The following is a 12,413-nucleotide window of genomic DNA, read 5'->3' as shown; positions in this document are numbered from 1 at the left end:
CGGCGATTCCGGGTACCGTCCGAACATCGGAACCGCCGCCTGTCAATACCGCGATTCCGCCGTTACACATCCTCGGGGGCGAGACGGCTCGGTTCGCGCGGCACGCCACGCCGAGTGCCGCCCAACCCCCGTACGGTTCCATCCGGTTCACCGATCGTTCATCCCGCTGCATTGCTCCCGCACACCCGATCCCCCTAGCGTCACGCCCACACCAAGGGTTCGTATGGGGAGAGTAAAGTGCGCAAACTGCTGCCGCTGATCGGCACGCCGTCCGGTTCGCACCCCGGCGGGCGGTCCGCCCTGACCTGCCGCTTCCGGTGCGGTGACGCCTGCTTCCACGAGGTGCCCAACACCAGCTCCAACGCGTACGTCGGCGACGTCATCACCGGCGCCCTCAGCCGCCGTTCCGCCCTCCGCGCCGCCGCCGTCGTCACCGTGGCCGCCACCACCGGTACGGCCGCGCTCGCGGCGGGCGCCCCGCGGGCCGAAGCCGCCGCCCCGGCCCGCACCGGCGCCGCCCGCGGCCTTCGTTTCACCCCCGTCGCGCCCAACACCGCCGACGCCGTCACCGTCCCCGACGGCTACCGTCAGAACATCGTCATCCGCTGGGGCGACCCCATCCTCCGCGGCGCCCCCGCCTTCGACCCCGAGCACCAGACCGCCGCCGCCCAGGCAGGCCAGTTCGGGTACAACAACGACTTCCTCGCCCTCCTCCCGCTCCCGGGCGAGCACCGCCGCCAACTCCTCGTCGCCAACCACGAGTACACCGATGAAGTGATCATGTTCCGGGGGTACGACCCGGAGAACCCCACCCGGCAGCAGGCCGAGGTCGCCTGGGCCGCCCACGGGCTCTCCGCCGTCGTCGTCGAGGAGGACGCGCGCACCGGGCGCCTGACCGCCGTCCCCCGTCATCCCCTCAACCGCCGCGTCACCGCCACCACCGAGTTCCGGCTCACCGGGCCGGCGGCGGGGTCGGAGCTCCTCAAGACCTCCGCCGACCCCTCCGGCCGCACGGTCCTCGGCACCCTCAACAACTGCTCCGGAGGCACCACCCCGTGGGGCACCACCCTCCACGGCGAGGAGAACTTCAACCAGTACTTCGCAGGCGGCAGCCGGGCCACGGACAAGCGGTACGGCATCGGGACCGGGGCCACCGAGCGCAAGTGGGAACGGTTCGACGAGCGGTTCGACATCGCGCGGGAGCCCAACGAGGCCCACCGTTTCGGGTACGTCGTCGAGTTCGACCCGTACGACCCCACCTCCACGCCCCGCAAGCACACCGCCCTCGGCCGCTTCAAGCACGAGGCAGCCACCGTGCGGCTCACCGAGGACGGACGGCCCGTCGTGTACTCGGGGGACGACGAGCGGTTCGACTACTTCTACAAGTTCGTCGGCAGCAAGCGGATGCGGCACGGGAACTCCCGGGCCGTGCGGGAGCACAACCTGTCCCTGCTCGACGAGGGCACGCTGTACGTCGCCAGGCTCACCGGCGACTCGCCGGCCGCCGAGATCGACGGGAGCGGGAAGCTGCCCGCCGACGGGGAGTTCGACGGGTCCGGAACCTGGATCCCGCTCGCCACCGCCACCGCCCACGGGGCCGTCTCGCACGTCGAGGGCATGACCGCGGAAGAGGTGTTCGTCTTCACGCGGCTGGCGGGCGACAAGGTCGGTGCCACCAAGATGGACCGCCCCGAGGACATCCAGCCCTCTCCGCACACCGGCAAGGTGTACGTCGTCCTCACGAACAACTCCAACCGGGGCAAGGCCGGACACGCGGCCGCCGACGAGGCCAACCCCCGCAATGCCAACAAGCACGGGCACATCCTGGAGCTCACCGAGCGCCGGGGCCGGCCGGACAGCACCGCCTTCGCCTGGTCCGTCTTCCTCGTCGCCGGTGACCCCGCCGATCCGTCCACCTACTTCGCCGGGTTCCCCAAGGACGGGGTGAGCCCCATCTCCTGCCCGGACAACGTGGCCTTCGACCCCCACGGCAACCTGTGGATCTCCACCGACGGCAACCAGCTCGGCTCCCACGACGGCCTGTTCGGCGTGGCGACGAGCGGTGACCGGCGCGGTGAGCTGAAGCAGTTCCTCACCGTGCCGACCGGTGCCGAGACGTGCGGGCCGATCGTGCAGGACCGGCGCGTGGTCGTGGCCGTGCAGCACCCGGGCGAGATCGACGGCGCCTCCGTGGAGAAGCCGGCCAGCACCTGGCCCGACGGTCCCGGGAAGATCGTCCGTCCGGCGGTCGTCGCGGTGTGGCGCGCGGACGGCCGGAACATCGGCGTCTGAGGCCGTACGCCGGTTGAGAAGCACGGCGGTAGGGCACGTGGGCGGTCGTGGTCTCAGTGCGGGGACGCGATCGCCCGTGCCGCCGCCACCTCCTGCCGCAGCGGCTCCAGGATGCTCTCCGCCGGGCCGGCGAGGTCGGTGCGGACCGGGACCAGCACCTCCGTCTCCCGCAGGCCCTGCGACAACTCCCGCAGCTGCAGGGTGATCTGGGCGACCTCGGCGGGCGACGGCGGGGGTGCCCCCTGTTTCACCCGTACCCGGGCCGCCGTCGTCGTGTCCACGATCCGTTCCACGGCGACGACCAGCGGCCACCAGGCTGCGGCCCGGCGGCCGGTCGGCGGCGGTTCGGTCAGGGCCCGCTGGAACTCCGTACGGATGGTGGACAGATCCCGGTACAGGCGCCGCCGCATCCGGGCGCGGGAGGCGGGGTCCGCGGTCTGTCCGAACGCCTTCTCCAGGTACAGCGCCGTGTCCGCGACCGCGGTCGCGAGCCGGTCGCCGACACGTGTCCGCCAGCTCTCCGGCCACAGCAGATACCCGGCCACGACGGCGATCGCACAGCCGATGAGGGAGTCGACCAGGCGGGGCACCAGGAGGGCCGTGCCCAGGTGGTTCAGGATGTCGGACAGGAGCAGGATCACCGGGGTGATCGCGGCGGTCTGGTAGCCGTAGCCGCGGGGCGTCAGCACGGGGATGAGCGGGGCGAGGAGCACGAGCGTCGGCACGTCCCACCAGCCGCGCGGCACCGCGGCGAGCACGACGGCCGCCACCAGCAGGCCCGCCACCGTGCCGAGCGCGCGGAGCAGGGCCCGGGAGAAGACCGAGCCGAAGTCGGGCTTCAGCACGAAGGTGATGGTCAGGGCGATCCAGTAGGAACGCGGGACCGGGACCAGGGACACCAGGGCCTGGGCGATGCCGATACACAGGGCGAGGCGCAGGCCGTAGCGCCAGGAGGTGCCGGAGAGCAGGACGTTGCGTGTCGTGCGGAGGACGCGGACGCGCAGGGAGGCGGGGCGGCCGAGGCGGTCGACGATGGTGCGGGGGTCGAGGTTGTGGGCCGTGACGACCTCGGCGGCATGGCGCAGCGCGTGGTCGAGGGCGCGGTCCGTCTCCCCGGCGGGGACCGGCAGGCCGAGGTCGAGGGGGTCGCGGCGGCCGGCGGCGATGGCGTCCGCGAGGAGCCGTACGGCGGCGGGGACCTGTTCGGGCAGCGGCCTGCCGTAGTGGTGGGCGGCCGGGGCGGCTTCCACGACCGGGGTGATCGCGTTCAACTCGGCGATCAGCCGGACCAGTTCGGGGCTGCGGCCGTGGTGGCGGGCGCGCCGGGCGAGGATGAGGTCGTAGGACTGGTTGAGGGACTGGGTGACGGCGAACCGGGCGGCGTCGTAGGCCTCCGTCCCGCAGGCGGCGAGCAGGTCGGCGACCGTGCGGTAGGTGCCCGACACGGCGGACCGTTCGGGTACGCCCGAGCGCAACGGCCAGGAGAGCAGGGCGAGGGCCAGCACGAGCAGGGCGCCGCCGGAGAGCAGCAGCGGGGGAAGCCACCAGGGCCGCGGCAGCGGAAGTCCGGCGCCGATCACGCAGTTGAGGAGCAGCAGCAGTCCGGAGACGGAGGCGACCGCGCCGATCGAGGAGATCAGTCCGGACAGCAGCGCGACCGAGGTCATGGCGGCGACGGCGAGCCAGCCCTGCCCGAACACAAGGGAGCCGACGGTGACGCCGACGGCGCCGAAGAGTTGGGGGACCGCGATGTTGAGGATGCGCATGCGGTACGCGTCCGCGGTGTCGCCGATGACGCCGGACAGGGCGCCCATGGAGGCGATGGCGCCGTAGGCGGGCTTCCCGAAGGCCAGTCCGATCGCCAGGGGCAGGGACATCGCGATGGCGGCGCGGACGGCGGCGGGCCGGTTGACGGGGGCCTGCTGAGGTTGGAGGTTCCTGACCAGCCAGTCGGGAGGGGTGAGGCCGATGGGAAACTCGCGGGGCATGCCCTCATTATCGCTAATGCGTGCGGGTGACCCTTTGGGCTGTTTGGCGCTCTGTGTAGGGACCGGACTCGTGGAGGGTGAGGTCGACGACCAGGGCGCGGTGATCGGTGTCGGCGATGTGCAGGAAGCGGGCCGAGCCCACGGAGAAGTCCGGCGAGACCAGCACATGGTCGATCTGGGCGCCGAACGGCGGTGCGGTGCGGGCGGGCCAGGAGGGCGTACGTGCGTGGTCGGCGAGGCGGGCGCTGTCGCGCAGGCCGGTGCTCAGGATGCGGCGGAAGGCGGCGTGGTCCTCGGTGGCGTTGAAGTCGCCGGCGAGGACGGTCGGGCCGTGACCGGCCGCCGCGTAGGCGCGGAGCTCCCCCAGTTCGCGGCGCCAGAGCGCGAGCTGGCCGGGGAGCGGGGGCATGGGGTGCGCGAGTTGGAGGCGTACCGGGTGCCCGTCGACGTCCGCGACGGCGCCGGGCATGCCCATGGTGCCGGGCACGCCGGGTGCGGGCCCGAGCGGGAACCGGCTGAGGATGACCGAGCCCTGCGAGCCGCCGCCGTCGACGGCCCTGCGGTAGGGGTAGGTGCCGTGCGGGCCGCCGAAGGCACGCTCCAGGAGGGCGGCGCAGCGGTGCTCGCACTCCTCGACGAACACGATGTCCGGACGAGCGCGGCGGATCGCGGGAACGAGGGAGGGGGCACCGCGACCGAACTCGACGTTCGAGGTCAGCACGCGGACGCCGGCGAGCGGGGCGCCGGTGGGTTCCGCCGCGCCGCCGTACGGCTCGGAGAACCACGCGAGCGCGATGAGCGCGAGGGCGCCCCACGCCATTCCGGTGCGCCAGCGGGCGAGCAGGGTGAGGAGGAGGGCGAGCGCGGTGGGGACGAGCAGCCAGGGCAGGAAGGCGAGCAGCTGGGGCACGGGGGTCACGCCGTCGGTGCCGGCGGCCCGGCACGCGATGACGACGCTCACTCCGGCCAGCAGAACACCACCGGACCAGGCCCCGGCGACCCGCCCCCGGGAGCGCCGCCGCACCTCGGCCCGCCGGTTCGTCTCCACGATCGTCGTCTCCACGCGCCGCCGCCTTGCCCCGGTGGACCGAATGCCCGAATCCTCCCTCAGGACGGGGAGTTGCGGGGGACGGTTGCCGACGTGGAGAGGGAAGAGGCGGTGCGGAAGCGGTGCTACCGGAGAGCTGCGGGGCCCGTCGGAGCGCTGCGGGGCCGGCGGAGAGCCGCGGGCTGCCGAGGTGCTGCGGGCTGCCGCCGAGCTACGGGACCCGTTCCGTGCGCGGCACCGTCACCAGGGACCAGATCACGAAGCCGCCGATCGCGATGGCGATGATCGACCAGATGGGGGCTACGGCAGGAACATGAAGTACAGGATCATGTAGAGGGCCGCCAGGCCCACACCCGCCCAGCGGGCCCACTCCAGGCCCTGCAGGACGCCCCACCCCGTGATCGCCACCAGAGCGCCGACGATCAGGTGGATCCAGCCCCACGTGGCGAGGCTGAACTGGTACACGTAGTCCCCCACGCGCACGTAGACGTTGTTCGTGGCGATGCCGGCGATGCCGTTCAGCACGCCGATGATGCCGCCGACCATCATCAGAACCCCGGCGAACGCCATGCCGCCGGTGGCCCACGCCGTCTGTCTGGCGTGCGTGGTGGATGCGGTGTGCTGGACCATGGGGTTGCCTCCTAGGGACGGGGCCTTCCCCCGCAGGTTCGCCCCGAGGAGGGTGCGCCGCAGGGCGGACCGGTCCGAACGGGTGAGTGCCGAACTCTCCCGGCCGCTCGGCGCGAAGAATGCCGTCGCGGACCGCGTCAGGCCTGGACCTGCGACGCTCGCTCCGCCGGAACCGGTGAGTGCTCTTCGGACGCGCGCCGGCGTCGCACGTACCGGCCCGTGAGCCAGGCGGCCAGGGCCACCAGGAGCCCGAGCCCCAGCAGCAGCCACGAGACCAGGCGCAGGGTCTCGGTGAGCGCGTCGTAGACCGCGCCGGCCGCCGGGTGCGAGACGTCCGGCGGCAGGTCCGCCAGCGTCATGCGACGCCCCACCGCGATCGCGACCCCGAGCAGGGCCGCGCCCAGCGCGGTGCCGAGGCCGGTCGCCAGCACGGCCCGGCGGCGGCAGACGGCCACCAGGATGCCGGTCACCGCGAAGGTCACGGCGGCGACGGGAAGCCAGAAGCCCGCGACTTCGAGCACGTGGAACCCCTTCCGGAGCTTCGTCAGGTCCTGCGACTGCAGCAGCGTGATCTCGGTGTGCGCGACGGGGATGCGGCCCGCGAACGGCACGTGCTCGTCCACGAGCTGCTGCTTCATGCGCTCGGCGACGGGGGCGAGGTCGAGGGTGACGGGCCCGTCGCCGCGGTCGTCGTCGTGCAGCGCGCGCATCACGGCGTCGTGCGCGCTGAGGTTCGCGGTGTCCCAGGCGGCGCGGAAGGCCTGTGTGTCCGTGAACGAGCGCACCGCGTCCTGGACGAAGGCGTGCATGGAGCCCCGCAGGGGAGGGCTGACGTGCACGTCGCGCATGATGCCGTCGGTGACGGCACCGGCGATGGCGTCGCGGACCTCCGAGTCGGAGGCGAGCGGGGCGGTGCTGGCCGCGTAGCGTTCGGCGTCCCCGATGCCGTACTTCGCCCACCCGGCGAGCACGCCGAGTGGCGCGAGCAGACACGCGAGGCCGATCAGAACGGCGGACAGGACGCTGCGAACACGTCGGGACACGCCACCAGGGAAACGTCGGCACGGACGGCGCGCGAGCGGACCGCCTGCAAACGGGTGGACAGGGCGCAAGGAGTGGGCGACGGCGGCCGGGCCGGTCCCGGCCGGGCCGGTGCCGGCCGGCGCCGGGACCGCGCGGTGACGTCCGGAGACGGGTCAGGCGGCCCGGCGGCCCTCTCCGCCCTCGTGCCGGGTGTAGTGGGAGAACGTCGAGTAGCGGTAGAAGTCGAACAGGAACGCGGCCAGCGCGACCAGGAGAGCCAGGCCCGCCGCGTGCAGCACGCTCACGTTGGCCTGGATGTAGAGGAAGCCGAGCGCGATGCCCGTGAACGCCCCCCACACCGCCGCGTGCGCTCCGCGCCCCAGGCGCGGCGCCACGACGAACAGGGCGGAGCACAGCACCGTGAAGACGATCGTGCACGCGAAGCCGAACACCAGGTTCCAGCCGGTGATGGGGCCGCCCTGGCGCTGGTTGGCCGCGGCCCAGTAGCCGTAGAGGAGCCCGATGGCCAGCGGCACGGCCAGTCGTCCGAGGCGGTGCACACGCCGGTCGAAGAGGTCCGGCGGCCGTGGGGCCGGGACGAAAGCGCGGGAGGTGGTGGCGGGTGGGTGCGGGGTCCCGGAAGCGGGTGCCACGTGAGCCATGGGAGCACTCCTCTCTCCTCGCCCCTGCACACCAGGGCACACCCTGGCGGGGGCGGCGGGCAAGTCGGGATGCGAGGCCATTCGGAGCGTGTTTCGCTGGGGCTCATGAGGATCGTCCTGTTCGGCGCGACCGGGATGGTGGGCAGCCGGATCGCCGCGGAGGCGACGCGGCGCGGACACCGGGTGACGGCCGTCAGCCGCTCCGGCCGGTCGCCGGTGCCGGGGGTGACCGCGACGGCGGCGGACGCGGCGGATCCGGCCAAGGTCGCGGAGCTGGCGAGGGGGGCGGACGCGGTGGCGAGCGCGTGCGCGCCGCCCCGGGACGGTACGGACCCGGAGGAGCCCTTCCTCGCCGTCAACCGGGCGATCGTGCAGGGCACCCGTGACGCAGGGGTGCGGCGGCTGGTGGTGGTCGGCGGCGCGGGCAGCCTGGAGGTCGCGCCGGGGGAGGCGCTGTACGACCAGCCCGGTTTTCCGGAGGCGGTCCGGGCGGAGGCGCTGACCCACGGAACGGCCCTGGACTTCTACCGCACGGTGGACGACCTGGACTGGACGTACGTCTCCCCCGCCGCCGAGATCGCCCCCGGGAAGCGCACGGGCCGCTTCCGGGTCGGCGGCGACCGGTTGCTGACCGATGCGGAGGGCCGCAGCCGGATCAGCGCGGAGGACTACGCGGCGGCGTTCCTCGACGAACTGGAACAGGGCGCACATGTACGCGCCCGTATGTCGGTGGCGTACTGACGAACCGACGAACCGCAGGCAGGCCCCGTGCCCACGAGACGAGCCCCCGACGACCGACCGCAGGAAGGCCGGAGGGAAGAGGGCGGCCCCGTACGCCATCGGGAGAACGTCCCACGGCTGGGCGCGCCGCGCCGGGGACCGGGACCGCGAGGCGCGGATGACCCTTCGCCCGGCTCCACGAGGGGCGGGGCTGCCCGCGACGGACCGGCCGGACCGAGCGGCCCCGCGGGTGACGGCCCAGACGGACCCCGCCGCGTGGGGCTCGAGGGACCGGCCCTGGACGGACCGGTACCGGGTGTCGTGACCCCGCCCGCGGGAGCCGCGGCATCGCGCGGGCCGCAGTCGTTGTTGCGGGTGCGTGGACGCAGCGTCGGCTGGGTGCCGCCGCTCTTGCTGCTCCTCACCATCTCCCTGCTCGACTGGAACAGCACGGGCGGCTTCCGGATGATCTCCTGGGTCGTGCTGGTGCCCGGCATCGCGGCGGCGATCTGCGGGGTGTGGGGCACGGGCGTCGCGGCCGCCCTGACCGTCGTCACCTACGAGATCGAGGACCACGCCTGGCCGCACGAGCTCCAGACCGGCCTGCCCGACTTCATCCTCGTCATCGCGGGCGGCGTCCTTGCCGTGCTGGCCTGCGCGGTCCGGGTGCGAGGCGAGCGGCGCATGCTGCACATGCAGGACATCGCCGAGACGACCCGGCACACGGTGCTGCGGCCCCTTCCCGCGGACTGGGGCGGTCTCGACCACGCGGCGGCCTACCTCGCGGCGGACAGCGTCGCCCGTGTCGGCGGGGACTTCTACGACATCCAGCCCGGCCCGCAGGGCACCCGCGTGCTGGTCGGCGACGTGCAGGGCAAGGGCCTCGGCGCGGTCGCCGCCGCGTCCGCGCTGCTCGGCACGTTCCGCGAGTCGGCGTACCACGAACCGCTCCTCGCCACGGTCGCCGAACGGCTGGAGACCCGGATGCTGCGGCATGTGCGCTACTGCACGTCGATCGGCCGCGACGACGGGGACCGCTTCGCCACCGCCGTCCTGGTCGGTTTCCCGCCCGCCGACCCCTGCTGCGTGGAGGTGGTCAACTTCGGGCACGAGCCGCCACTGGTGGTCGGCCCCGACGGCGTACGGTCCCTGCCGCCCGGCGAGGGGCTGCCGCTGGGCTTCGGCACACTGGCCGACGGACCGCCGCCCGTACGGCGCGTACCGCTCGCACCGGGCGAGACACTGCTGCTGGTCACCGACGGGGTGTGCGAGGCGCGGGACGGGGCCGGGGAGTTCTTCCCGCTGCGGGAGAAGGTGGCCCGCGCGGTCGCCGAGGACCCGCGCGCGGCGGACCCCGCCCGCCTGGTCCCGCTGGTGCGCGAGGGGACTTTGCACCACTGCCGCGGCCGTCTGGCCGACGACACGACGATCTTCGCGGTGCGGCCCCGCCCGTCCGTCGGCCACTGAGCGTTCGCCGGACTTCGTCGCACCTTTGCAGGCGCAGCGGTTACGGTGCTGACGTACCTGATCGATGGGGGAGGGAACGATGCCCGGAACCGTGCTGCTGCTCGCGGCCTCGCCGGCGGGCAAGGGATGCCTGGTGGACGCGGCCTCCGTGCTTCCGGTGCTCGCGGCCGTCGCCCCGCCGGTGCTGTCCGGCACGGACACGGCGAACGTGGTGGAACTCGCCGACCCGCTGGAGCCGCAGGCCGTCCTCACCCGGCTGCGGGCCGCCGCGGCCGCCCCCGTCCCGCTGACCGTGTTCCTCACCGGGCAGCTCCAGCTCGACCGCCGCCAGCACCTGCCCCACCTGGCGCTGGCCCGCACCACCCCCGCCACCGTCCGCTACACCGGCTTCCCCTGGCACTGGTTCCGCGAGGAGCTGAGACTGCGCCCGCCCGGTGCGACGACCGTGTTCGCCGATCTGCACGCGGATCCCGAGACCTGGCAGCACCTGCGCGGCATCGCGCCGGACTGCGGCCCCGCCGTCGCCCTCTACGGCCGCGTCGCCCCACCGCCCCCGCGCCGCGCGCTCGCGGCCCCCGCCTACATGAAGGCCGTCGCGACCCTGCTCCGCAGCGGCCACCGCCCGGACCCGGCCACCCTCCATCACCAGGCGGTGACCCGGGCCTACGGGGAGGACGGCACGCGGGGGGACATACTGCTCGCCCCCCATCAGCCGCCGGCGCAGCTTGCCGTCCGGAGAAGCCGGCAGCCCGTCCCCGCGCCGCCTCCGCCCCCGACCGCGCCCCCCGACCCCCACGCCGCCCTCACCGCCGCCGTCCAGGGCGGCCGGCACGCGGAGGCCGCCGCGCTCGCCGCGCAGTGGGAACAGGCCGCGCTGCGGCAGCACGGGCCCGGCTCGCAGGAGGTGCTGCACTGGATGGAGGTCCGCGCCGACCTCGCGATGCTCGCGGGCGACGCGGGCCGCAGCTGCGAGACCTGGCTGACGGTCGCGGGCGCCCGCCTCGCGGCCGGCCAGTCCCCCGAGGACCCTGCGGTGGAGGCGGCCGTCGACCGCGCCCACCACCAGTGGGGCCGCATGACCGACGCCGCCCGCGCCCGCGAACTGGGGCCCGTCCTGGCTCAGTTGCGCGAACGGGTACCGGGGCGCCGCGAGGGAGCGCTCCGCCACGTCCGTCAGCACCTCGAGGAACTCAGGCAGTCGCAGCGCGTGCCGGGGTAGCGACCGACGGCCCTCCCGAGGGCCGGGCCTGGTTCAGCGTGTACGCGACCCGGCAGGAGTGTCGGGCCGTCAGCCGGCTCCAGACCGTGTTACCGGCACATGGGCCAGCGCCCCCGACACCAGCGTCCGCACCCCGGGGACGAGGGTGGACAGGTCGGGTGCGAAGTGGGGGCTGTGGTTGCTGGGGACCGCCGCGAACTTCTCCATGAGGTCCGTGCCGGGGGCCGCCTCCCAGACGTCGGCGGGGGTGGTGGTGACGAACCAGTACGCGTACGGCACCCCGTCCGGCGCCAGGTGCGGGAAGTCCTCGCTGCCCATCGCCGGTCCGGGGTCGAAGACCCTCTCCGGGCCGAACACCTCCCTGTGCACCTCGGTGACGCGGTGGTCCGTGGTGGGGTCGTTGACCGTCACGGGGAAGTCCGCGCCCACGGTCACCTCCGGCTCGCGCGGGCAGCCCGCGGCCAGGCACTCGCCCGCCGCGATGCGCCGGATCGCGGCGATCATGCGGTCCCGGACCCCGGCGGACCGGGTGCGCAGGTTCAGGGCGATGTGCGCCTGGGAGGGGATGACGTTGGGCCGGGTGCCCGCCTCGATCCGGCCCACCGTCAGTACGGCGGACTCGCGCGGGGCGATCTCGCGGCTGACGACGGTCTGCAGCCGGGTCACCAGGTAGGCGGCCGTGACCACGGGGTCGACGGTCGCCTCGGGGCGCGAGCCGTGGCCGCCGCGGCCGTGCACGACGATGTCCACGTCCGTGGAGGCGGACAGGATCAGGCCCGGCGAGTGCGCGTAGAGCCCGGCCGGCCCGGGGGCCGCGTGCTGGGCGAGCAGCACGTCGGGGCGCGGGAAGCGCTCGTACAGCCCGTCCGCGACCATCGCCCGCGCGCCCTCGCCGGACTCCTCGGCCGGCTGGCCCACCACGACCAGCGTCCCGGACCAGGTCTCCCGCCCTGCGGCCAGCGCGCGGGCCGCCCCCGCGAGCCAGGTGACGTGCAGATCGTGCCCGCAGGCGTGCATCACCCCGGGGACCTCGGAGGCGTAGGGCAGTCCCGTCTCCTCGGCGACCGGCAGTGCGTCCATGTCGGCGCGCAGCAGGACGGTGGGACCGTCGCCGTTGCGCAGGACGCCGACGACGCCGGTGCCGCCGATGCCCTCGGCGGTCGCGTACCCGGCCGCGCGCAGCCGCTCGGCGAGCTTTCCGGCGGTTCGGTGCTCGCGCTGGGACAGCTCGGGGTGGCGGTGCAGGTCCCGATAGCAGTCCGCCAGGTCGGCGAGCGGCACGTCGGCGGTGAGGTCCAGCGCGGTGCGTGCGGCGGGGGAGGTCACGAGGTCAGCGTAGGGGGCCCGGGGAGCCTCTGGGGGGA

General features: G+C 74.1%; 9 protein-coding genes and 1 pseudogene. 4 read left to right on the top strand and 6 right to left on the bottom strand.

Annotation, left to right across the window (positions count from 1 at the left end; genetic code table 11):
- Positions 1 to 237: 237 nt before the first annotated feature.
- On the top strand, positions 238 to 2,292 hold the full coding sequence (locus tag C3488_RS12275; protein ID WP_103839415.1) for a PhoX family phosphatase: 2,055 nt from the start codon (positions 238 to 240) through the stop codon (positions 2,290 to 2,292).
- A 53-nt stretch (positions 2,293 to 2,345) separates the two neighbouring features.
- Here C3488_RS12275 and C3488_RS12270 read toward each other — a convergent pair whose 3' ends face one another.
- The 5 genes and pseudogenes from C3488_RS12270 to C3488_RS12250 all read right to left on the bottom strand — a co-directional run bounded on the left by C3488_RS12270 (position 2,346) and on the right by C3488_RS12250 (position 7,643).
- Entirely contained in the window at positions 2,346 to 4,280 is a 1,935-nt protein-coding gene (locus C3488_RS12270; RefSeq protein WP_103839414.1) for an FUSC family protein, read from the bottom strand.
- A 13-nt stretch (positions 4,281 to 4,293) separates the two neighbouring features.
- Positions 4,294 to 5,343, bottom strand: a complete 1,050-nt coding sequence (locus C3488_RS12265; protein ID WP_103839413.1) for an endonuclease/exonuclease/phosphatase family protein — start codon at positions 5,341 to 5,343, stop codon at positions 4,294 to 4,296.
- Positions 5,344 to 5,539: 196 nt separating this feature from the next.
- Positions 5,540 to 5,958: pseudogene (locus C3488_RS12260) on the bottom strand (hypothetical protein).
- Positions 5,959 to 6,095: 137 nt separating this feature from the next.
- Positions 6,096 to 7,001, bottom strand: coding sequence for a hypothetical protein (locus C3488_RS12255; protein WP_103839412.1), 906 nt, complete (start codon positions 6,999 to 7,001; stop codon positions 6,096 to 6,098).
- A 153-nt stretch (positions 7,002 to 7,154) separates the two neighbouring features.
- The gene (locus C3488_RS12250; protein WP_181138985.1) at positions 7,155 to 7,643 is read right to left on the bottom strand and encodes a hypothetical protein; all 489 of its coding nucleotides are present in this window, start codon (positions 7,641 to 7,643) and stop codon (positions 7,155 to 7,157) included.
- A gap of 105 nt (positions 7,644 to 7,748) precedes the next feature.
- Here C3488_RS12250 and C3488_RS12245 point away from each other — a divergent pair, with 105 nt between their 5' ends.
- The 3 genes from C3488_RS12245 to C3488_RS12235 all read left to right on the top strand — a co-directional run bounded on the left by C3488_RS12245 (position 7,749) and on the right by C3488_RS12235 (position 11,049).
- The gene (locus C3488_RS12245) at positions 7,749 to 8,384 is read left to right on the top strand and encodes an NAD(P)-dependent oxidoreductase (protein WP_103839411.1); all 636 of its coding nucleotides are present in this window, start codon (positions 7,749 to 7,751) and stop codon (positions 8,382 to 8,384) included.
- Between the two features lie 300 nt (positions 8,385 to 8,684).
- Entirely contained in the window at positions 8,685 to 9,830 is a 1,146-nt protein-coding gene (locus tag C3488_RS12240) for a PP2C family protein-serine/threonine phosphatase (protein WP_258053379.1), read from the top strand.
- Between the two features lie 79 nt (positions 9,831 to 9,909).
- Entirely contained in the window at positions 9,910 to 11,049 is a 1,140-nt protein-coding gene (locus tag C3488_RS12235) for a hypothetical protein (protein ID WP_103839410.1), read from the top strand.
- Between the two features lie 69 nt (positions 11,050 to 11,118).
- On the opposite strand, the gene C3488_RS12230 is transcribed toward C3488_RS12235, so the two are convergent.
- The gene (locus tag C3488_RS12230) at positions 11,119 to 12,375 is read right to left on the bottom strand and encodes an amidohydrolase (protein WP_103839409.1); all 1,257 of its coding nucleotides are present in this window, start codon (positions 12,373 to 12,375) and stop codon (positions 11,119 to 11,121) included.
- Between the last annotated feature and the right edge of the window lie 38 nt (positions 12,376 to 12,413).

The organism is Streptomyces sp. Ru72 (genome assembly GCF_002920635.1).
Lineage (GTDB): Bacteria > Actinomycetota > Actinomycetes > Streptomycetales > Streptomycetaceae > Streptomyces.
The sequence above is the reverse complement of the archived record's forward strand: the minus strand, read 5'-3'. Positions and strand labels throughout refer to the sequence as shown.

What these genes read in the sequence shown, in the direction of transcription:
- C3488_RS12235 (WP_103839410.1), top strand. Translation starts at nt 9,910, where the DNA reads ATGCCCGGAACCGTGCTGCTGCTCGCGGCCTCGCCGGCGGGCAAGGGA.
- C3488_RS12270 (WP_103839414.1), bottom strand. Translation starts at nt 4,280, where the DNA reads ATGCCCCGCGAGTTTCCCATCGGCCTCACCCCTCCCGACTGGCTGGTC.
- C3488_RS12250 (WP_181138985.1), bottom strand. Translation starts at nt 7,643, where the DNA reads ATGGCTCACGTGGCACCCGCTTCCGGGACCCCGCACCCACCCGCCACC.
- C3488_RS12245 (WP_103839411.1), top strand. Translation starts at nt 7,749, where the DNA reads ATGAGGATCGTCCTGTTCGGCGCGACCGGGATGGTGGGCAGCCGGATC.